This window comes from Neisseria gonorrhoeae (assembly GCF_013030075.1).
In the GTDB taxonomy this organism is placed as follows: Bacteria; Pseudomonadota; Gammaproteobacteria; order Burkholderiales; family Neisseriaceae; genus Neisseria; species Neisseria gonorrhoeae.
This window is the reverse complement of sequence record NZ_AP023069.1, coordinates 312,518-333,583: the sequence shown is the minus strand read 5'-3', so window position 1 is coordinate 333,583 and position 21,066 is coordinate 312,518. Positions and strand designations below refer to the sequence as shown.

19 protein-coding genes, 1 tRNA gene and 6 pseudogenes are annotated in these 21,066 nt (G+C 53.9%); 8 read left to right on the top strand and 18 right to left on the bottom strand.

Annotated elements, in window-relative coordinates; all coding sequences use genetic code 11:
• Positions 1-8 precede the first annotated feature (8 nt).
• The 3 genes from purF (at position 9) to HT085_RS01705 (ending at position 2,829) form a co-directional block, all read left to right on the top strand.
• Positions 9-1,553 (top strand): amidophosphoribosyltransferase, encoded by a 1,545-nt coding sequence (gene purF, locus HT085_RS01715; RefSeq protein ID WP_003690741.1) that lies wholly within the window; start codon positions 9-11, stop codon positions 1,551-1,553.
• 99 nt (positions 1,554-1,652) lie between these two features.
• A complete protein-coding gene (gene greB, locus HT085_RS01710; protein ID WP_003687613.1) occupies positions 1,653-2,144 on the top strand; it encodes a transcription elongation factor GreB in 492 nt (163 codons plus the stop codon).
• A 58-nt stretch (positions 2,145-2,202) separates the two neighbouring features.
• Positions 2,203-2,829, top strand: a complete 627-nt coding sequence (locus HT085_RS01705) for a phosphoribosylanthranilate isomerase (RefSeq protein WP_003687611.1) — start codon at positions 2,203-2,205, stop codon at positions 2,827-2,829.
• Between the two features lie 473 nt (positions 2,830-3,302).
• Here the strand turns inward: HT085_RS01705 and lbpA are convergent.
• From lbpA to rnc, 3 genes and pseudogenes are all read right to left on the bottom strand, one after another.
• Positions 3,303-5,606: pseudogene (lbpA, locus tag HT085_RS01700) on the bottom strand (lactoferrin/transferrin-binding protein LbpA); the annotation flags it as partial.
• Positions 5,607-5,760: 154 nt separating this feature from the next.
• A complete protein-coding gene (era, locus tag HT085_RS01695; RefSeq protein ID WP_025455773.1) occupies positions 5,761-6,684 on the bottom strand; it encodes a GTPase Era in 924 nt (307 codons plus the stop codon).
• Between the two features lie 46 nt (positions 6,685-6,730).
• A complete protein-coding gene (rnc, locus tag HT085_RS01690) occupies positions 6,731-7,450 on the bottom strand; it encodes a ribonuclease III (protein WP_012503422.1) in 720 nt (239 codons plus the stop codon).
• Between the two features lie 167 nt (positions 7,451-7,617).
• On the opposite strand from rnc, the gene HT085_RS01685 reads away from it, so the two are divergent.
• From HT085_RS01685 to nusB, 3 genes are all read left to right on the top strand, one after another.
• Positions 7,618-7,941, top strand: a complete 324-nt coding sequence (locus tag HT085_RS01685) for a DUF2185 domain-containing protein (RefSeq protein WP_002238889.1) — start codon at positions 7,618-7,620, stop codon at positions 7,939-7,941.
• A 46-nt stretch (positions 7,942-7,987) separates the two neighbouring features.
• Positions 7,988-8,464 (top strand): 6,7-dimethyl-8-ribityllumazine synthase, encoded by a 477-nt coding sequence (gene ribH, locus HT085_RS01680; protein WP_003687601.1) that lies wholly within the window; start codon positions 7,988-7,990, stop codon positions 8,462-8,464.
• 77 nt (positions 8,465-8,541) lie between these two features.
• Positions 8,542-8,967, top strand: a complete 426-nt coding sequence (gene nusB, locus HT085_RS01675; protein ID WP_002241285.1) for a transcription antitermination factor NusB — start codon at positions 8,542-8,544, stop codon at positions 8,965-8,967.
• Between the two features lie 78 nt (positions 8,968-9,045).
• Here the strand turns inward: nusB and pyrC are convergent, their stop codons facing one another.
• Positions 9,046-10,080 (bottom strand): dihydroorotase, encoded by a 1,035-nt coding sequence (pyrC, locus tag HT085_RS01670; RefSeq protein ID WP_003690734.1) that lies wholly within the window; start codon positions 10,078-10,080, stop codon positions 9,046-9,048.
• A 60-nt stretch (positions 10,081-10,140) separates the two neighbouring features.
• A pseudogene (locus tag HT085_RS12120) lies at positions 10,141-10,338 on the bottom strand (NMCC_0638 family (lipo)protein); the annotation flags it as partial.
• 237 nt (positions 10,339-10,575) lie between these two features.
• Here HT085_RS12120 and HT085_RS11535 point away from each other — a divergent pair.
• Positions 10,576-11,384: pseudogene (locus HT085_RS11535) on the top strand (transposase); the annotation flags it as partial.
• Positions 11,385-11,387: 3 nt separating this feature from the next.
• Here the strand turns inward: HT085_RS11535 and HT085_RS01655 are convergent.
• Positions 11,388-11,771: pseudogene (locus tag HT085_RS01655) on the bottom strand (NMCC_0638 family (lipo)protein); the annotation flags it as partial.
• A 30-nt stretch (positions 11,772-11,801) separates the two neighbouring features.
• Positions 11,802-12,026: a sulfurtransferase TusA family protein gene (locus tag HT085_RS01650; protein WP_003690730.1), complete on the bottom strand. Its 225-nt coding sequence runs from the start codon at positions 12,024-12,026 to the stop codon at positions 11,802-11,804.
• A 107-nt stretch (positions 12,027-12,133) separates the two neighbouring features.
• On the opposite strand from HT085_RS01650, the gene HT085_RS01645 reads away from it, so the two are divergent.
• Positions 12,134-12,745 carry a CNP1-like family protein gene (locus tag HT085_RS01645; protein ID WP_003690729.1) on the top strand — a complete coding sequence of 204 codons (612 nt, stop codon included), beginning with the start codon at positions 12,134-12,136 and terminating at the stop codon, positions 12,743-12,745.
• A 59-nt stretch (positions 12,746-12,804) separates the two neighbouring features.
• On the opposite strand, the gene accD is transcribed toward HT085_RS01645, so the two are convergent.
• The 11 genes and pseudogenes from accD to tmk form a co-directional block, all read right to left on the bottom strand.
• Positions 12,805-13,677, bottom strand: a complete 873-nt coding sequence (accD, locus tag HT085_RS01640; protein ID WP_003687594.1) for an acetyl-CoA carboxylase, carboxyltransferase subunit beta — start codon at positions 13,675-13,677, stop codon at positions 12,805-12,807.
• Between the two features lie 36 nt (positions 13,678-13,713).
• Positions 13,714-14,499, bottom strand: a complete 786-nt coding sequence (gene trpA / locus HT085_RS01635; RefSeq protein ID WP_003694852.1) for a tryptophan synthase subunit alpha — start codon at positions 14,497-14,499, stop codon at positions 13,714-13,716.
• Positions 14,500-14,772: 273 nt separating this feature from the next.
• Positions 14,773-14,865, bottom strand: a tRNA-Ser gene (locus tag HT085_RS01630).
• Between the two features lie 156 nt (positions 14,866-15,021).
• Positions 15,022-15,537, bottom strand: a pseudogene (locus HT085_RS11650) (3-deoxy-manno-octulosonate cytidylyltransferase).
• Between the two features lie 22 nt (positions 15,538-15,559).
• On the bottom strand, positions 15,560-16,321 hold the full coding sequence (gene kdsB, locus HT085_RS01615; RefSeq protein WP_003690726.1) for a 3-deoxy-manno-octulosonate cytidylyltransferase: 762 nt from the start codon (positions 16,319-16,321) through the stop codon (positions 15,560-15,562).
• Positions 16,318-16,500 (bottom strand): Trm112 family protein, encoded by a 183-nt coding sequence (locus HT085_RS01610; protein WP_002221286.1) that lies wholly within the window; start codon positions 16,498-16,500, stop codon positions 16,318-16,320. The genes kdsB and HT085_RS01610 overlap by 4 nt, the downstream gene beginning before the upstream one ends.
• A 129-nt stretch (positions 16,501-16,629) precedes the next feature.
• Positions 16,630-16,737 (bottom strand): annotated as a pseudogene (locus tag HT085_RS01605) (IS5/IS1182 family transposase); the annotation flags it as partial.
• Complete coding sequence (locus tag HT085_RS01600; RefSeq protein ID WP_010357100.1) at positions 16,722-17,255, bottom strand: DUF2059 domain-containing protein; 534 nt, start codon at positions 17,253-17,255, stop codon at positions 16,722-16,724. The pseudogene HT085_RS01605 and the gene HT085_RS01600, both read right to left, overlap by 16 nt.
• A gap of 205 nt (positions 17,256-17,460) precedes the next feature.
• The gene (gene lpxK, locus HT085_RS01595) at positions 17,461-18,492 is read right to left on the bottom strand and encodes a tetraacyldisaccharide 4'-kinase (RefSeq protein WP_003687587.1); all 1,032 of its coding nucleotides are present in this window, start codon (positions 18,490-18,492) and stop codon (positions 17,461-17,463) included.
• A 401-nt stretch (positions 18,493-18,893) separates the two neighbouring features.
• Complete coding sequence (locus HT085_RS01585) at positions 18,894-20,174, bottom strand: malic enzyme-like NAD(P)-binding protein (RefSeq protein WP_003690724.1); 1,281 nt, start codon at positions 20,172-20,174, stop codon at positions 18,894-18,896.
• A 221-nt stretch (positions 20,175-20,395) separates the two neighbouring features.
• Entirely contained in the window at positions 20,396-21,016 is a 621-nt protein-coding gene (tmk, locus tag HT085_RS01580; RefSeq protein ID WP_003690722.1) for a dTMP kinase, read from the bottom strand.
• Between the last annotated feature and the right edge of the window lie 50 nt (positions 21,017-21,066).

Sequence of the window (21,066 nt, the reverse complement as noted above, 5' to 3'; positions counted from 1 at the left end):
AAGACGATATGTGCGGCGTATTAGGTTTGGTCAGTCATGAACCCGTGAACCAGCTTCTGTACGACGGTTTGCAGATGTTGCAGCACAGGGGGCAGGATGCGGCGGGCATTGCAACGGCGGAAGGCGGTACCTTCCATATGCACAAAGGCAAAGGGATGGTGAGCGAAGTGTTCCGCACGCGCAATATGCGCGATTTGACCGGCAACGCCGGCATCGCCCACGTCCGTTATCCCACGGCGGGCAACGCCGGCAGCAGCGCGGAGGCGCAGCCTTTCTACGTCAGCTCGCCTTTCGGCATCGTTTTGGCGCACAACGGCAACCTCACCAACACTGCCGAACTGTATGAAAACGTGTGTAACAAACACCTGCGCCACATCAACACCGGCTCCGATTCCGAAGTTTTGCTCAACGTATTCGCGCACGAATTGCGCCGCGAAGTCTCTAAAAACGCCGACCCGCACCGGCTCAATGCCGACAATATTTTCAACGCCGTTGCCGAAGTCCACCGCCTGGTGCGCGGTGCATACGGCGTGGTTGCCATGATTGCGGGCTACGGTATGCTCGCCTTCCGTGATCCTTACGGCATCCGCCCGCTGGCATTGGGTTCGCAAACCGACAGCGAAGGCAGGAAATCCTATGCCGTCGCCTCCGAATCCGTCGCCTTCAACGCGCTTGCCTACGATTTGGAACGCGATATCCGGCCGGGCGAAGCGGTATTTGTCGGCTTTAACGGCACAATCATCGCCCGACAATGCAGCGACCGCGCCAAACTCAGCCCCTGCCTTTTTGAATATGTTTATTTTGCCCGCCCCGACTCTGTGATTGACGGCGTGTCCGTTTACCAGTCGCGCTTGGATATGGGCGTGTCCTTGGCGGAAAAAATCAAACGCGAGCTGCCCGTGGACGGCATCGACGTCGTGATGCCCATTCCCGATACCAGCCGCCCCAGTGCAATGGAGCTTGCCGTCCACCTCAACAAACCCTACCGCGAGGGTTTGATTAAAAACCGCTATATCGGCCGCACCTTTATCATGCCCGGTCAGTCGACGCGCAAAAAATCCGTGCGCCAAAAACTCAGCCCGATGGAAACCGAATTTGCAGGCAAAAGCGTGTTGCTGGTGGACGACTCCATCGTGCGCGGGACGACCAGCCGCGAAATCGTCGAAATGGTACGCGCGGCGGGCGCGCGCAAAGTCTATATCGCCTCCGCCGCGCCCGAAGTGCGCTATCCCAATGTGTACGGCATCGATATGCCCACGCGCGAAGAGTTGATTGCCAACGGGCGCAGCGCGGCGGAAATCGCCGCCGAAATCGGCGCGGACGGCATCGTGTTTCAAGACTTGGGCGATTTGGAAGCCGTCGTCAAAGCACTCAACCCGAAAATCGAATCCTTCGATTCGTCCTGTTTCAACGGCATTTATCGGACCGGCGACATCGATGATGCCTACCTCGACCGCCTGTCTGCCGAGAAATCCGGCTGCGCCGGTCTGAAAATCCACCCGAGCAGGATGGAACACAGCATCAGCATCAGCGATGCGGGCGACGAAGAATAAGGCTTCCCAAACCGCGATGCCGTCTGAAATCCGAACGTTGGGTTTTCAGACGGCATTTCCCATATCGGCATCACATTTCCCGTTTCATCCGCACACAATATGAGTACCGAAACCAAAAACTACATTACGCCCGCCGGCTGGCAGGCATTGAAAGACGAGCTTTATCAACTGGTCAATAAAGAACGCCCCGAAATCGTCCAAATCGTCAACTGGGCGGCAGGCAACGGCGACCGCAGCGAAAACGGCGACTATCTTTACGGCAAACGCCGTATGCGCGAAATCGACCGCCGCATCCGTTTCCTGACCAAACGTTTGGAGGCTGCCGTCGTCGTCGATCCCGAATTGCGCGAAGCGACCGACCAAGTATTTTTCGGCGCGACCGTCGGTCTGTTGCGCGGCGACGGGCGCGAGCAAACCGTCAAAATCGTCGGCGTCGATGAAATCGATACCGCGCAAAACAAAATTTCTTGGATTTCGCCGTTGGCGCGTTGCCTAATTAAAGCGCGCGAAGGCGACGAAGTGGTTTTGAACACGCCGGAAGGCCGTGAGGAAATTGAAATCCTTTCTGTCGAATACATCAAAATCGACTGATCGGGAATGCCGTCTGAAACGGCACAAGCGCACCGTTTCCCAAATAAAGGAATACCGAATGAGGAAAATCCGCACCAAAATCTGCGGCATCACCACACCGGAAGACGCACTGTATGCCGCCCACGCCGGCGCAGACGCATTGGGACTGGTTTTTTACCCCCAAAGCCCCCGCGCTATCGACATCATTAAAGCACAAAAAATCGCCGCCGCACTGCCGCCGTTTGTCAGCGTTGTCGCCCTTTTCGTCAACGAAAGCGCGCAAAACATCCGCCGCATCCTTGCCGAAGTGCCGATACACATCATCCAATTCCACGGCGACGAAGACGATGCATTCTGCCGGCAGTTCGACCGCCCCTATATTAAAGCCATTCGTGTTCAGACGGCATCAGACATCCGAAACGCCGCCACGCGCTTCCCCAACGCTCAGGCACTGCTGTTCGATGCCTATCACCCTTCGGAATACGGCGGCACCGGACACCGCTTCGACTGGACGCTGTTGGCGGAATATTCGGGCAAGCCGTGGGTGCTTGCCGGCGGGCTGACCCCTGAAAACGTCGGCGAAGCCGTCCGCATCACCGGAGCGGAAGCGGTCGACGTATCCGGCGGCGTGGAAGCGTCTAAAGGCAAAAAAGACCCCGCCAAAGTCGCCGCCTTTATCGCAACCGCCAACCGCCTATCCCGTTAAAGCAACAAAAATTGCCGCCGGAATGACTTATAGTGGATTAACAAAAACCAGTACGGCGTTGCCTCGCCTTGCCGTACTATTTGTACTGTCTGCGGCTCGCCGCCTTGTCCTGATTTTTGTTAATCCACTATAATCTCAAAAATTTATGCCATTAAATCAATAATTTCTGATGAATTTTGAAAACTTAATCCCGTCATTCCCGCGCAGGCGGGAACCCGGTTCATTGAGCTTCAGCTATTTAGAATAAATTTTGAAACTCTAATCGCGTCATTCCCACGAAAGTGGGAATCCGGTTTTTTGAGTTTCAGTCATTTCCGATAAATTGCCTTAGCATTGAATGTCCGGATTCCCGCCTGCGCGGGAATGACGGCGGAAATCTTGTTTATATTGAATCAAAAAAACCTGCACCTTAATCAGTTGGCGGTTTAGTCCGACTTTTGGGGTGCAGATCAAGCTTCCAGACGGCATTTCCTTTAAAACTTCATTTCGAGCGCGAGGCTGAAGTTCCTGCCCGGTGCGGCATACCTTCCATAGTTGCTGTCGCCGCCGTGCCGGTTTGCCGTGCTTTCCGCAGTCTGGCGCAAGGATTCCCAAGTAACGTAGCGGTAGTTGCCGATATTGTAGATAGCCGCCCTCAAGGTCAGCCGTTTTTTCAGATTCAGATAAGCGGAAACATCTGCCGTTTTCCAAGAAGACGTAACCCTTCCTGCCGAATATCGTTTTTGATCGCCTGCCAGATAAGCAAGCTCGTCAGGGTTTTTCCCTTTGGAATAGGTCAGCATAATGTTTGCGCCCCATTTCCCCTCGGGCTGGTCGTATCCGAACCCCAAAACATAACGCGACGGCTGTACCGCATCCAAAGCATAGCTGCGGAGGGACAAGTCCGGCCGGTTGGATACCGATTTCGGTTTGATACGGTTGTACGCCAATGTGGTGTACAGGCCTTCGGGCAGTTTGCCGTATACGCCGTTCCAGTCGATTTTCCCCAAGATGTTGATGCCTTGAAGCGACATATTTTGGGCATTGTAATAATCGCGTATATCAATCTCTGTCAATCGTCCTGCTGAATCCGGCAATTTGGTTTTTTGATCGGCAACGGCAATCATATCGGTATAACGGTTGCGGAAACTGCTGATTTCCAAAAAGCCGAAATCGCCCTTCCACTGCAAACCGATTTCCCGGTTGGCTGCCTTTTCCGATTTCAGGGCGGGACGCTGCCAGCCTTTCGGATAATCGTGATAAATGTCTATCCCGAAAAGTTCTTGGAAGGAAGGCGTTCTGAAGCCGCTGGAGGCGCGGTAAGACACGGAAAAATGCCGGTTCGGTTTGAACACGATGCCGCTGTTCCACGAACGGTCGGCATACCGCCCGCTGCGGACGAGTTCTTCCGACGTGGTGAAGTTTTGCCGGTCATACCTGCCGCCCAAGCTGAAATCAAAATATTTGCCGATTGAAAAACGGTCGTTCAAAGAAATGTGGATATTGCTGCCGTTGATTTTTCTTGGCACGCATTTGCGGCAACGCAGGGTTTCGATGTAGCCGCAGACCGACCCTTCGACGACTTCGGGCTTACCCAAACGGTACTTATCTTGATTCTTTTCATCGAATCCCGTGGATTCCGAAATCCTTGCCGCATTGTGGGAAAGCTGTTCGGGGCGGGAGATCGCTTTGGAAGCATCGTAACCGAAGCCCAAAGTCAGATGGTGTTTCGTCCATTTGTTTTTCAGCGACTTCTCAAACGAGGCATTCAAAACATTGTGCTGTTCGCGGTAGTGGAAACGGTCGCTGCTGTCGTAGGAATACGGTTTGTCCGCCGACGCGCGGCAGGATTTGTCCACGGCAGGATACACGGCGCAATTCAGCTTCAGCGTGTTGTTGTCGGTTGCCACGCCCTGTTTGTCAAACGACAACACCGCCTTATCCGCCCAGTTGTCCGAGTATTTCTCATTTTCATAACGGTACAGCAAACCCATACGGCGGCGGCGGTGATGTTCGTCAATAAATTTGGTGCGGGAATATTTCAAACCTATGCCCTTGACCAAATTTTTATCGCCCTTCCACTCTTCTATATTCGGCACAAAATACAAGCCGTCGCGGAAATCGTCGCCGTCGTACACCCCGCTCTTGTCTCTAAACTTTTCCGCCTCGTCCGTACCGTAATACTGTTTTTCCGTCATATCGCGGATGTCGTAACGCTGTTTGGTATCCTCAAACACGCCGCCGACATAATGCCTGCCGCCGAAGCGGTAGCCCAGCTTGGCAAGCCAAGAGCCGCTGCGGTAATCCATCGGATCGGGCAATATCCTGCCGCCGCCCGTGTAGGCTTGGGCGGACAGGTTTTCGTGGCGCGCCTGCGCCTCCCGCACCTGCGCCTCTTCTTCAGCACTTAAAGGCTGATTTTGTTCAATACGTTCTTTTACCCAGCGGTTGAGCTGGCGGTTCAAATATATCCCGTAGCCCGCCAATTTTGCCACGGGCTTGAGTGTATTCTCGCCCTCTACTAAGAAAAATGGCTCTGTTGTCTTGCGTTTAATATCGTATGTCTGGCGGAACGCGTCCAAACGGTCTATGCCGTATTCCACCCCGTCCGCAATATCGCCGTGCGGGCGCGTTTCCCGCCCTTGGCGTTCGGTTCGGATTAGCAGCCCTTCCCAACCGTCTTTGCTGAACCCCGCGCCGAGCGACTTCATAAATTGGCGGTTTTTACTGCCGTAAGCGGTTTTTGCCTGTATCCCCCGGCTTTTGCCGTCTGAAATCAGGTCTGCCGCCTCTTTGGTGCCGGGGCGGGGCAACGCCGTACCGGTTTTTGTTAATCCGCTATAATATGCACAGATAATATCAACCCGTTTTTAACAAAGATATTCCCGATTGAAACAAAATGCCGTCCGAAACCTGTTCAGACGGCATTTGCGTAAAGTTCAGCAAGAAAAACTACAAACCCAGCTCGCGCAGGAAGCGAATGTCGTCTGCCCAACCGGATTTGACTTTGACCCAGACCTTCAAAAATACTTTGTTATCAAACAGTTTTTCCATATCCAGCCGCGCTTCGGTGGAAATTTTTTTCAAACGCTCCCCGCCTTTACCGATCAAAATCGCCTTTTGGCTTTCTTTGTCGACCAAAACGGCGATGTAGATGCGGTTCAAACCGTCTCCCTCTTCAAACTGCTCCACTTCGACGTTCATCGCATAAGGCAGCTCCTCGCCCAAATAGCGGAAGAGTTTTTCACGCACGATTTCCATCGCCAAAAAACGCGCCGATTTGTCCGTAACCATGTCTTCGGGATACATCGGTACGCTTTCGGGCAGATACGGCTTGAGCAGCTCCAACAGGTTGGCAATCCGCAAACCGTGTTTCGCACTGACCGCCTCCGCCGCCGCAAATTCAAATTCGGCGCGCACTTGGGCAACAAACGCCTCCAGCGCGTAACGGTCTTTCGCCTTGTCCTTGTCGATTTTGTTGATCACTAAAATGACCGGCGTGTGCTTGGGCAGTTGTTTCAACACGACGCGGTCGGCATCGGTAAGGCGCATCGCCTCCACGACGAAAACCACCACATCCACACCGCCGAGCGCCTCGGTAACATTTTGATTCAGCCTGTCGTTGAGCGCGTTGCGGTGGTCGGTTTGAAAGCCCGGCGTATCGACAAACACGAACTGCGCGGTATCGTCGGTATAAATCCCCGTTACGCGGTTGCGCGTCGTCTGCGCCTTTTTGCTGGTAATACTGATTTTCTGACCGATGAGATGGTTCATCAGCGTTGATTTGCCCACGTTCGGACGACCGACAATCGCCACGAAGCCGCAACGGTATCCGCCGGCGGCGCGTTCCCCTGCAAGGAAGGTTTCAATATCCATATTCGCTTTCATATCCACATTTCAGACGGCATATTCACGCGCCGCCTCATTTCTTTTTCTTCTTCAGCGGCAGCTTCTCTTCCAGCCATTTCAAAGCCTCTTTCGCCGCCTCCTGTTCCGCCGCCTTGCGGCTCGTCCCTTTGGCACGGCACACGAAACCCAGTTCGCCCAAATCGCAGGAAATGACAAACATACTGTCGTTGGCATGGCCGATTTGCTCTTCGATGCGGTATTTCGGCAAGGCGAAACGGCGCGCCTGCAACGCCTCCTGCAAAGCAGTTTTGCCGTCTTTTGCCTGATTTTGGAAATCGGCGCGCCGGACGCGTTCTGCAAACAAATGGCGCACCACCTTTTCCGCCGTGTTGAAATCGGCATCGAAGCTGACGGCGGCAAACATCGCCTCCATCGCGTCCGCCAGTATCGAAGGCCGTCTGAAGCCGCCGCTCTTCAACTCGCCCGCCCCCAAATACAGACCGTCGCCGACATTCATTTCCGCCGCCATTTCCGCCAGCACGCCCTCATTGACCAGACTCGCCCTCAACCGCGACAACTCGCCCTCGGTCAACTTCGGAAACGCGTCAAACAGCATCCGCGCCACCGTATAATTCAAAATCGAATCGCCGACAAACTCGAACCGTTCGTTGTGCTTCGCATGATGGCTCCTGTGGGTCAAAGCCCGCCGCAAAAGCGACATATCGCGGAACGCGTAGCCTAACTTTTTCTGTATCGCAGTATGTGCCTGCCGTTTCAAAACATCGTCTTTCATTACCGTCTTCCGCAAAAAACAGCCCGAATGCGTTTCCATACTCCAAAAATACAGAAACACCTTAAGGCTGCAAACGGCGCACATTGTACCACCAAACCGCCGCCGTCTGCCGACAACGCGGGAATCGTGGTAAAATCCGCAAGTTTCCCCCCCAACGTATTCCCGCAATGAACGCATTTGCACAAGCACTTTCCTCGGCACTCGACCGCTGCATCGCCACCAACACCGTCGCCAAACAAAACCGGCCCGTCGGCTTCCTTTACCGCGAAGCCCCCGTTTTTGAAAACGACAGCGGCTGGCGTTTCTTCAGCGGCGACGAAACCGACGAATACACCGACGACCCCGACAACTTCAGCATCGTCAGCCTCGCCGACATCACCAAAACCAACCCTGAAACCGCCGCACTGCTTTCCCAACCCGAAGGCAGCGCGTGGGAGCTTGCCGAAGACGGCACATTCCAAACCGTTGCCGACTGGCAGCCGCAAGACTGAAACCTTCAGACGGCATTCCGAAACCCCGAATACCAAAGGACACCCAATGAACACCATCGCCCCCAACCTCGACGGCAAACACCTCCGCATCGGCATCGTACAGGCACGCTTCACCAACGAAATCGGCAGCCAAATGCTCAAAGTCTGCTGCCGCACCCTCCAAGAATTGGGCGTAGCAGACGAAAACATCACCGTCGCCACCGTACCCGGCGCGCTTGAAATCCCCATCGCGCTGATGAACTTTGCCTCTTCCGAAAAATTTGACGCACTGATTGCCATCGGCGTCGTCATCCGTGGCGAAACCTACCATTTCGAGCTGGTTGCCAACGAATCCGGCGCAGGGATCGGCCGCGTCGCACTCGACTACAACATCCCGATTGCCAACGCCGTCCTGACCACCGAAAACGACGCGCAGGCAATTGAACGGATTGGAGAAAAAGCCTCGGATGCCGCCAAAGTCGCCGTAGAATGCGCCAACCTCGTCAACCTTCTGCTCGAAGAACAGTTTGAAGACGAAGAATAACAAACAGGGCGTACACCGATGCGCCCTTTCCGTTTCAGACGGCATACCGTGCCGCCCAACCGTTTCAAGGAAAAATCATGAAAACAGCCCGCCGCCGTTCCCGCGAGCTTGCCGTACAAGCCGTTTACCAATCCCTTATCAACCGCACCGCCGCGCCCGAAATTGCTAAAAACATCCGCGAAATGTCCGACTTTGCCAAAGCGGACGAAGAATTGTTCAACAAACTCTTCTTCGGCACACAAACCAACGCAGCGGACTACATCCAAAAAATCCGCCCGCTGCTCGACAGGGACGAAAAAGACCTCAACCCCATCGAACGCGCCGTTTTGCTGACCGCCTGCCACGAGCTTTCCGCTATGCCCGAAACGCCCTACCCCGTCATTATCAACGAAGCCATCGAAGTTACCAAAACCTTCGGCGGCACGGACGGGCACAAATTCGTCAACGGCATCCTCGACAAACTCGCCGCCCAAATCCGCCCAGACGAACCCAAACGCCGTTGATACTCGGAAAATCCGAATCGGAAAATACACAAATGCCGTCTGAAAACCTTTCAGACGGCATTTTGCTTGACCGTTCAATCAATACTGCACCGTCCAGCCGATTTCGCCGCCCGCGCGCATCGGGACAAGTTCGCCGTCGCCGTAAGGGACGCTTGCGGGAACGGTTTGGCTTTGTTTGACAAGGGTAATCGTGTCGGCGTTTTCCGGAATGCCGTAGAACCTTGCGCCGTTTTCCGAGGCGAAGGCTTCGAGTTTGTCCAACGCGCCTGCTTTTTCAAACACTTCGGCGTAAAGCTCGATAGCGGTCATCGCGCTGAACATACCGGCGCAGCCGCAGGCGTTTTCTTTGGCGGATTTGGCGTGCGGCGCGGAGTCGGTGCCGAGGAAGAATTTGTGCGCCTTCTCGCCGGTAACGGCGGCGACCAATGCCTGACGGTGGGTTTCGCGCTTGAGGACGGGCAGGCAGAAATGATGGGGGCGCACACCGCCGACCAAGAGGTCGTTGCGGTTGAGCAGGAGGTGTTGCGGGGTCACGGAGGCGGCAACGTTGTCGCCCGCTTCCAAAACGAGGCGGGCGGCTTCGGCGGTGGTGATGTGTTCGAACACGACTTTGAGATTCGGCACTTGCGCCAAAACGGGTTTCATCACGCGCCCGATAAAGGCGGCTTCGCGGTCGAAAATGTCGATTTCGGGGTCGGTTACTTCGCCGTGAACGAGGAACAGGATGCCCTGTTTTGCCATTTCTTCCAACACGGGGATGAGCTTGAACAGGTCGGTTACGCCGGAATCGGAATTGGTGGTCGCGCCTGCGGGGTAGAGTTTGAAGGCGACGATGCCGGCGGCTTTGGCTTCGCGCACGAGTTCGGGCGTGGCTTGGTCGGTCAGGTAAAGCGTCATCAGCGGCTCAAACGCGCTGCCTTCGGGCAACGCCGCCATAATGCGCGCTTTGTAGGCAAGCGCGTCGGCTACGCTGACGACTGGCGGTTTGAGGTTGGGCATGATGACGGCGCGCCCCATCTGGCGGGCGGTATAAGGGGCAACGGCTTTGAGCGCGTCGCCGTCGCGCAGGTGCAGGTGCATATCGTCGGGTCGGATGATGGTCAGGGTTTGCATGGTTGTTCCTTTTTAGATTTTTGGTTTCCAGACGGCATGCCGACTTTATGCCGTCTGAAGTCAGGGGAGAATTAGGGGTTTCCCGTTATGGGAACGGTGCGTTAGGTTCAATACTGCCTGTACGGGTAAATCCGGGGAATCGGCGGTTTGTGCGGTCAATACGGTTTCTTCAGGGCTGCCCGATTCCCGCCAGGCATAGCTGATTTGCCTGGTTTCAAACGGTGCCTGCACCGACTGTTCCGCCCTCAATTCTATATTCAATTAAAAACAAAATAGTACAACACTCGACGTTGAAGGTTTAACCATGGCATACTCTGCGGACTTAAGAAACAAAGCTTTAAACCATAGCGGATTAACAAAAATCAGGACAAGGCGGCGGGCCGCAGGCAGTACGAATGGTACGGAACCGATCCGCCCGGCGCTCCATCACCTTAGGGAACCGTTCCCTTTGGGCCGGGGCGGGGCAACGCCGTACCGGTTTTTGTTAATCCGCTATATTACGGACAATGCAAAAACACCGGCCAAACCGCAGCAACGTTTAACTTGTCAAGAAACACGCTTTACCTGCGGATTCGCCTTAAAAAACAAACAGGCAGCCTAAAACATCAAGTTACCGGCCTAAATGCCGCCAAATCGGATAGGCAAAAACCGGCTCGATATGTCGGGCGGCATCCGGATGCCTGTCTGCATGAAATCGCCAAACATTTTGATTGTACGGCAGCCGCCGTTTGCCATGCGCCCAAACAGATGCGGATGGCGCGCAAAAAAAGACCGCCGCTTACAAAGAACAAGACCCGGCCAAAGTAACGCATTATTTGACACGGCCGGCCGGATTTTCCGACTGCCAACGCGTTTGTCCGGATGAAACAGGATTCGACCGCCGCCTGTTCCGCCCCTATGCCCGCAGCCTGAAAGGGCAAATGGCGAAAGCGCGGATAAGTGGGAAAAGATACCGGCGCTTATCTTTGGTGTCCGCACAAGTCGGCAACCGGCCGATTGCTCCGATGGTTTGTCAAAATACGGTGGCCGGGGTCTTTTTTGAAGCGCGGTTTCAGCAATGCCTACTGCCCGCATTGGCTCAAAAATCGGTGATTATTTCAGATAATGCGCGATTTCGCCGTATGGGTGCCTTACGGGGAACGGCGGAAAAATTGGGACATAAGGTATTGCCTCCCGCACCTTGTTCGCCCGAGCCCAACCCGATTGAGAAAGTGTGGGCGAATATTAAGCGGTATCTGCGAACCGTTTTGTCTGATTACGCCCGATTTGACGATGCACTACTGTCCTATTTTGATTTTAATTGACTATATATTGGCATTTTTCGGCGGCTGTCGGACAAGCCCTGAGAAATGTTCCAAAAGCGCGGCACTGTCTGCCCGCTCGGCTTTCACACTGCAACTGTCGCGCGTCAGGCTCAAATAATAAATGCCGCCATCGCGTTCAAGCGTCCACAACGCCTGTACATCGGGTTCTGCAACAGCGGGCGGCAGACGGGACAGGTCTTCCTTTCCGACAGGGACAAAATGTCCGACAGCGGCAAACTTGGAAACCGGTTCGAAACTACCTTGAGTCAGGACGCAGGCACTCCGAAACAAATCGACGGCTACGCGTGCAAAATCCTGATGCCGTACACCGGATTGCCGGTTTTGGGCATTACACGCAGCAAGCACAAATGCCGACAGCAATAACATCAATCAGGACATCCGCATTTCAGACGGCATTTATTTGTGCTTGACGACCAGTGTGAACACGCCGTCCTGTTCGGAAGAATCCAACAGCACATGACCGGTTTGGCGGCAAAAAGCCTCAAAGTCCCCCGGCGCGCCGCCGTCGGTCGCCAGAACGGTCAATACCTCGCCCTGCCGCATTTGCGCCAAAGCCTTTTTTGCCCGCAAAATCGGCAGGGGACATTTCAATCCGGTTACGTCTAAAGTTTCGCTGTTCATGGTTCGACACCGCTTTAAAATGAAAATCAGGTCAGATTATACCCCGATTGCTTGCAGCCCTTCCCGCCAAACCATAAAATAAAGCCGTTTTCAATTTGGAGAAACTTATGCGCCGCGCCATCCTTCTGATTCTGACCCTGACTGTCGGCACGTCCCTTGCCGCCGGCTTCAGCCAAAAAGACACGCCGATCAACACCCGCTACCGCGAAACGCCCGAAGAAGCCGCCGCCCGCGAATTTAAAGAACATACCGCCGAACTGCCGCCTCTGCCCGATGCGCACTCGGACGGCTGGTTTGACATTTATGTGGATGAAAATTACGGCAAACAGCCGAAAATCCTGCTCGACAGCCTGCAAATTATGCCCGCGCCCGACGGCAGCATCCGCTACATTCTCAATATCCGCTCCGACAAAGGCTACGACAACCTGACTGCCGAAGGCATATTCTGCGCCCTCTCCTCCATCGGGTTCGGCAACGGCAAACTTTCCTCCTACAAAGTATTCGGATACGGCGATACGGTCAACAGCCGCTGGATACAGCCCCGAAACGCCGAATGGAAACCGATAGGCGGCACACTTGGGCGCAACGACGCATTGCGCGCCGTCCTGTATCAGGCATTCTGCGAGGGCGGCGTACCCGCCGACACGCAAGGTTTGGTACAACGCCTGAAAGAACGTGCCGGACGCTATGCCCCGTCGATGAAGCCGCACGACAAATAACCAGACACAAAAATGCCGTCTGAAACATCGGTTTCAGACGGCATTCGATTCATCAGCCATCAGGTGGCGGAAACTTTGTCCTGACGGCACAACAGCGTAATCAAATCACTGATGCGCCGCTTCATATCGCGGCGGTCGACAATCTGGTCGATCGCGCCTTTTTCCAGCAGAAACTCGGCGCGTTGGAAGCCTTCCGGCAGCGTTTCGCGCACCGTCTGCTCAATCACGCGCGGACCGGCAAAACCGATCAGCGCGTTCGGTTCGGCAAGCACGACATCGCCTAAAAATGCGAAGCTGGCAGATACGCCGCCCATAGTCGGATCGGTCAACACCGATATAAACGGCAGGCGTTTTTCCGTCAGCAAATGCAGCGCGGCACTGGTTTTCGTCATCTGCATCAGCGAGTTTACACCCTCCTGCATACGCGCGCCGCCGGAAGCCGCCACACAGACAAACGGACAATTATCGGCAACCGCACGGCGGACACCCTGTACGAAACGCTCGCCCACAACCGAACCCATCGAACCGCCGATAAAGCGGAATTCAAACGCGGCAACGACGACGGGCAGACCGTTCATCATCCCCTTCATCACCACCAGCGCGTCATCTTCCCCGGTCAGCTTGCGTGCCGCACTCAAACGGTCCGGATATTTTTTGCTGTCTTTAAACTTCAAAGGATCGGTCGGTTTGACATTACCCGCAACTTCCTCCCTGCCTTCCTCATCCAAAAGCAGGTTCAAACGCTGGCGCGCCGATAACGGATTGTGGTGGTTGCATTTCGGGCAGACCTGATTGTTCTGCTGCAACTCGGTCGAATAAACGGTTGCCGAACAAGACGGGCATTTGCGCCACAAACCCTCGGGAACATTGGAAGAACCGTCTTTCCCACGATTCTTGATTTTGGGTGGCAGGATTTTATCTAACCAGCTCATGGACAACTCCTAAAACATTTAGAATGCGCGACAGAATCAGCGCACGGCATCCTTTAACTCTTTGACCAAAGCACCGACGGCGGCAGCCTCGTTGCCCGCATTGTTTTCAATCTCTTTCACAATCCGGCTGCCGACAATGATCGCGGCGGCAACCCGGCCGATTTTGCGCGCGCTTTCCGCATTGCTGATGCCGAAACCGACACCGATGGGAATATCGATATACTGACGCAAATACTCTATTTTACGCGAAACCTCATCCGTATCCAAACTTGCCGCGCCCGTTACGCCCTTGAGCGAAACATAATAGACAAATCCGCCTGCCAGCTCGGCAATGGTTTTAATACGGTCTTCCGTCGTCGTCGGCGCAATCAGGAAAATACAGTCGACCTCGTTATCCTTCAGCTCGCGATATAAAGAATCGATGGTTTCGATGGGGGAATCCACCGTCAACACGCCGTCCACCCCCGCCTTTGCGGCTTCCTGAGCAAACTCCCGATAACCCATCTTATGTATGGGATTCAAATATCCCATCAAAACAACCGGCGTTTGCGTGTCGGTTTCACGGAATTTTCTGACGACATCCAAGACATCGCGCAGCGAAATCCCGTTTGCCAACGCCCGCTCCGCCGCACGCTGAATAACCGGCCCGTCCGCCATCGGATCGGAAAACGGCACGCCCAACTCCAAAATATCCGCACCGCTTGCAACCATGCCGTGCATCAATGCCAAAGTTGTCCGAATATCGGGATCGCCCACCGCAATATAGGGAATCAATGCCTTTCCGCCATCCAAAGCGGCAAAAGCCTGCCGGATTCTGCTCATTTGTCTCTTCCATCCTATCGGCAAATACGCCGTAAAATACAATCGGTGAATTTTTCCCAGTATAACATTTGCGGTACGGGTAGGCGAATACGGCAAACAGAAACCGCGCAGATCAGAGCCGCCGTTTGAACGAGGCAAAAATAAACGGCAAACATCTCGGATTAACAAAATTCAGAATCAAGACAGGGCAATACCATACCGGGTTTGCGCCAACCCGCTATAAAATTGCATAAAAAAATAGACGCTGTAAAACACAGCGTCTATTTTTTTATCTGGCGGAGTAAGAGGGATTCGAACCCTCGATGCAGGTTGATCCCACATGCTTCCTTAGCAGGGAAGTGCCTTCAGCCTCTCAGCCATTACTCCTAAGGAAGCTGTAACTATAATCAACTTTTCCGATACCGTCAAGGAAAAACGGAAAACAAATATTAATCTTCTGAAATAAAATAAGATTTACCCTGATTATACCCAATTAGGCACTTCTTTTCTTCCTGAATGGAAATATTCCTGACCGCCACGTCCTCAAGCAAAATGCTTTTGTGCATCCTGTTTGATTTCCTGAAACCACGCGTCTTCAGGAAAACGTGCAAGTGCGGCATCCAATGTTGACAGCAGGTTTTGCGACAGGGCTTTGGTCAGGTATTCCTCCTCGTTGGCTTCTGCCGCTTTGTCGGGCTGTTGTACCAAACCGTCGGCACGGGCTTTGTGTCCGTGTACCAAATAATTGAGGGCGGTAATTTTTTACGCCCAAAGCTGCGGTATGTCGGGATTGTCTTCAATCATGACGGAAAGGATGGATACGGCGGTCGACAGCCTGCCGCCGTTCATTCTAAGGTCGAGGGAACGATTGGGCGGCAGGGTGCTGAGTGTTTCTGCCATTCTGAACCAAAATTCACCGCTGACTTCATCAGGTGCGTTCAATTTGAGCATTTCATAGTGAACCTCCTGATCATCGTTTTGCACGAGACCCCATACTTCGGCAAGGATTTTCTGTTCTTCACGGCTCAAGTGTTGCCACTTTTCAATATGTTGCTGCATATCTTTTCCCTTTGAACCTGTTTTATACGGTCTGAAATACAGCGCGAACCCTGTCCAAATCTTCCTGCGTATCCACACCGGCGGCGGGGGCTTCTTTGGCGGTTTCGACGGCGATGGGGTAGCCGTGCCACAGGACGCGCAGTTGTTCCAGCGATTCGATGGTTTCCAGCGGCGAGACGCTCATTTCGGCATAGCGTTGCAGGAAGCCGACGCGGTAGGCGTAAATGCCGATATGGCGTAGGACGGCGGTTTCAGACGGCATTTCGCGTTTTCCGGCACGCATCGCATCGCGCGGATAGGGAATCGGGGCACGGCTGAAGTAGATGGCGTTGCCGTTTTTGTCGAGGACGACTTTGACGGCATTGGGATTCATCAATTCGTCGAAATCGTGCAATTCGTGGCCGGCGGTCGCCATTTGGACGTTGTTTTCGACGAGTACTTCGGCGGTGCGGTCGATGAGTTCGGGGGCAATCAGCGGCTCGTCGCCCTGTACGTTCACAACAATCAAATGCGGCGGCAGCTTCAGCGCGGCGGCGGCTTCGGCAAGGCGCGTCGTGCCGCTTTCGTGCCGGTTTGAAGTCATGACGACTTCGATACCGTGCGCCTGACAGGCCGTCTGAATGTCGGGATGATCGGTGGCGACGACGACGCGCGCGGCTTTGCTTTTTGCCGCCTGTTCGGCAACGCGCACGACCATCGGTTTGCCGTGAATGTCCGCCAAGGCTTTTCCGGGCAGGCGCGACGAATCCAGCCGCGCCGGAATCAATACGACGAATTCGGTCATGCTTTGAGTTCCTCTTCGCTCAACGCTCGTGCTTCGTTTTCCAGCATATAGGGAATGCCGTCTTTAATCGGATAGGCAAGCTTCGCCTGACGGCTCCACAATTCCTGTTTGTCCTGATGATATTCCAGCCTGCCTTTGGTAACGGGGCAGACGAGGATGTCTAAGAATTTTTTTTCCATAAGGTTGCTTTCGGGTTTGATGGTTTAATCAATCGGATGCCCTCCGCAATATTTCAGGCGGCTATTATTTACTTCTGATACCTTTTCCCAAGCTGTCCGGCCTGCTTGCAGCCCGCATCGGGATTTTTATAGTGGATTAAATTTAAACCGGTACGGCGTTGCCTCGCCTTGCCGTACTATTTGTACGGTCTGCGGCTTCGCCGCCTTGTCCTGATTTAAATTTAATCCACTATACCGCCGCAGATGATGCGCCGTAACTCTTCCGTAAACTCGGGCAGATGATGTCGCGCGATTTTCCCTGACAATGCAGTCCAAGATACCGCTATTTCACTCATCGATTTCTTGATTAAGCGCGGATTTTTGGCAACCACGGACTGACCGACAGGCGAACCGTAAAAGGCAATCATGCCGTCAATTTCTTCTTGCGTGTATATTTCACGGGCATTCTTCAATAAGGTATTGCGGACAGCCTGTTTCACTTCGGGCGTAATCAAATCTTTCAAAACATTCTCACGATAACGATTAAAGGCTTCTGCCGCCTGATCTTTTTTCGCTTCCGGCATTTCGGCAAGGGCTTTGTCCGCATACGGTTTAAATCCGGCATTAAAGCCTTCAATCATATTTTTTTCTATATCCCGGTCGAAATTCTGCGTATCCAGCCAACGTGCCAACGACGCGTCGCCGGGCGGGGCGGCAAATGCGTTGGCACACAATGCCAGTGCGGCGAAGGGCAATAACAAGGTTTTCAGCTTCATATCCACTCCTTTAACGAATGATTAATGCAGATAAAAAATACAACCGGCTTTCTCATTCCTGCCCAAGTGGAAATCCGGAGATTTGGGATTTCTGAAGTCTCCTAGGCATTCCTGAAAATTCGAGACTTAGATTCCCGCCTGCGCGGGAATGACGGCGTAGGGCGTTCTTATTCCAGTCCGTTATCACTTCGTCCAAACCGCGCTTTCAGACGGCCTTCGGTACACCCTCCAACCGCTCCAGCACAAACTCCGCCAAATCAGGTTCGATTATCGCACAAACCGGCAGCACCCAAACATTATCGGTGCAAATGCCGTCTGAAAATTTGACCGCATCTTTTTCAGTTACCAGCACCACATCGGCAGGCGGCAAATCCCGATTGAAAATATCGGCATGGTCGGGCAGAGCAACCGTTTGGTCAAGGCGGATGCCCATGTGTGTCAGAGTATCGAAGAAACGCTGCGGCCTGGCGATACCGGCAACCGCTGCGACGCGCTTCCCTGACAATGTCGAAATATCCAGTTTTTCAGACGGACGGTTCAAACGGTAAACCGCACCCGCCTCAATACGGCTGCCGAACAAATGTTCAGACGGCATAAAACCATCCGCCGCCCTGCCGCCGACCACCACCGCATCCACGCTTTCCAATCTCGACAAAGGTTCGCGCAAATTGCCGTTGGGCAGCAAGTCCAAATCCGTACGCCCCGTATCCGCCGCCGGAAACACCGCGATTTCCACATCGCGTTGCAGGGCGTAATGCTGCAAACCGTCGTCCGCCACAATCAATTCAAGCTCCGGATGCGCTGCCAGCAACGCCCTGCCTGCCTCCACACGGCTGCTGCCCACTGCCGTCGGCGCACCTGTTTTACGGAACAGCAGCAAAGGCTCGTCGCCCGCATCTTCCGCACGGCTCGCGGCATTCAATACATAAACCGCCTTGCTCTTGCGCCCGTAGCCTCGGCTGATGATGCCGACCTTGACACCTTTTTCCTGCAAGCCCGACACCAGCGCGGCGGCAATCGGCGTTTTGCCCGTCCCGCCCGCGTGGATGTTGCCGACCACGACCACAGGCACGGACAGCTTTTCGCTTTGCCGTTTTCCCGATAAAAAATCCGCCCGCCATTTTGCCGCAATTTTGGCAAACAGCCCGGAAAGCGGCTTGAGCAGAAAAGACAAAACCGGATAAGGTTTTTGCCAATGCCGTTCGATAACGGTATGAAATTTAAAAAAATTTGGCATATTCGATACAAATCTTCGAAGCAGAATCAGCCGGCACATTAATAATGCGTACCCGATGCAGACCCACCTATAAGCAATATGAAAATCAAACCGATAAGCGAACCAACAAGGTAAATAAGAACAGTGCTTTACAGAAATTGGCACGGTTGGGGTTGCCTCTGCCGAACGCCCAAACAAAAAACATAACGATATTGACCAAAGGAATCATGAAAACAATCATCGTCAACACCCACTGCCCTGTCGTCATGACCGGGGGCGGTTTGTTTTGAAGTTTCGGGTATATCGCCAATATGATAACGGACAGGTTTCATCTCTTTCATTTTCCAGTATCTTTCATTTATCAATCTGACAACAAAATGCCGCCTGAAAACAGTTCAGACGGCATTTTAACCACAAACGGCTTACAGCTTCCATTCGCCCAACTTGGCAGCGTAAGCTTCCAAATCTGCAATCGGACGGGTTGCCACGCCGCTTTCCATCGCTGCTTTGGCGGCAGCCGTAGCGACGCGAGGCAGCAGGCGGGAATCGAACGGAGTAGGAATCAGGTATTCCGCGCCGAATTCGAATTTCTTACCGTAAGCGGCAACCACTTCTTCGGTTACTTCTTCCATCGCCAAATCTGCCAAAGCATACACGCAGGCGCGTTTCATTTCTTCGTTGATGGTGGTTGCGCCGACATCCAACGCGCCCCGGAAGATGAACGGGAAGCACAATACGTTGTTCACTTGGTTCGGGAAGTCGGAGCGGCCGGTACCGATAACCACGTCCGGACGGGTTTCTTTCGCCAGCGGCGGCAGGATTTCCGGATTCGGGTTGGCCATGGCGAACACGATGGGTTTTTCGTTCATCGTGTTCAACATTTCAGGCGTCAGCAGGTTTGCGCCGGAGAGGCCCAAGAAGATGTCTTTGCCTTTAACCGCATCGGCAAGTACGCGCCGGCCGTTGTCTTCAACGGCGTAGAATTTTTTGGATTCGTCCATGCGGTCTTTGTCTTCGCGGGTTTGGTAAATCACGCCTTTGGAGTCGCAAACGGTTACGTTTTCACGTTTCAAGCCCAAATCCAGCAGTTGGTTCAGGCAGGCAATCGCGGCGGCACCTGCGCCGGAGCACACCAAAGTCGCTTCTTCGATTTTACGGCCGGTATAACGCAGGGCGTTCAATACGGCGGCGGCGGTAATGATGGCCGTGCCGTGCTGGTCATCATGAAATACGGGGATTTTGCAGCGTTTGCGTAATTCGCGTTCGATGTAGAAACACTCGGGTGCTTTGATGTCTTCGAGGTTGATGCCGCCGAAGGTCGGCTCCAAAGCGGCGATGATGTCCACCAGTTTTTGCGGGTCTTTTTCGTCGATTTCGATGTCGAACACGTCCACACCGGCGAATTTTTTGAACAATACGCCTTTGCCTTCCATCACGGGTTTGCCCGCCAGCGCGCCGATGTCGCCCAAGCCCAAAACGGCCGTACCGTTGGAAATGACGGCGACCAAGTTGCCTTTGGCGGTGTATTTGTAGGCATTTTGCGGATCGGCATGGATTTCCATACAGGGGGCGGCTACGCCCGGAGAGTACGCCAACGCCAAATCTTTGTCGGTCGCCAGAGATTTGGTCGGGGTAACGGAAATTTTGCCCGGAACGGGTAATTCGTGGAACTTGAGGGCGGCTTCTTTCAATGAGTTTTCCATGTGTCAATCCTGTTGCGAGAAAAAGATTTGAATCGAACTGTCCGAAACGCTTTCGGGTCATCATGTTACGGGCGGTTCGTTAATATTGCCGACGCATCCTGCCTTGTAACCGAGCGTAATTCTATCATGCCGAAAGTTTGGCGCATACCGCCATTTTCACCTGCGGCACTGCCGTTTGGTTTTCGGCGCGGGCGGATGCGCTTGTTTCAATATTTGCCGCATCAACAGCCGAAATGTCCGTCCAACACTTTTTCTATGCTGTTTCTGACTTCATCCAAGCTGCGGTTACTGTCGATAACGGCGTACCGTTCGGGACAGGCGGCGGCTCGGTCGAGATAAACGCCGCGCACACGCATAAAGAAATCCGCCTGCTCCTGCTCGAACCGGTCTTTCTCGCGCGCCTGTCCGATACGCGCCATCGATACTTCCAGCGGCACATCCAACAGCAGGGTCAAATCGGGGCGCAAACCGCCCTGCACCCAATGTTCCAAAATTTCAATGTCTTCAGACGGCATCCCCCGCCCGCCGCCCTGATAGGCGAAGGTCGCATCGGTAAAACGGTCGGACACGACATGGATGCCGTCTGAAAGCGCGGGCAGGATGACTTCCTCGATGTGCTGCATACGCGCGGCGAACATCATCAGTGTTTCCGCACGCAAACCGGCTTTGGTTTCAGGGTTGAGCAGGATTTCGCGCAAGGCCTCACCGACCGGCGTTCCGCCCGGCTCGCGCGTGAACAGCACGGGCAGCCCCCTCCGTTCAAACCATGCCTTGATGACGGCAAGGTTGGTGGATTTTCCGACACCGTCTATGCCGTCCAAAGTGATGAATTGCGGTTTCATGCTTGCAGTTCCGGTAAGGGTATGCCGTCTGAAAACACAAACTTTTCAGA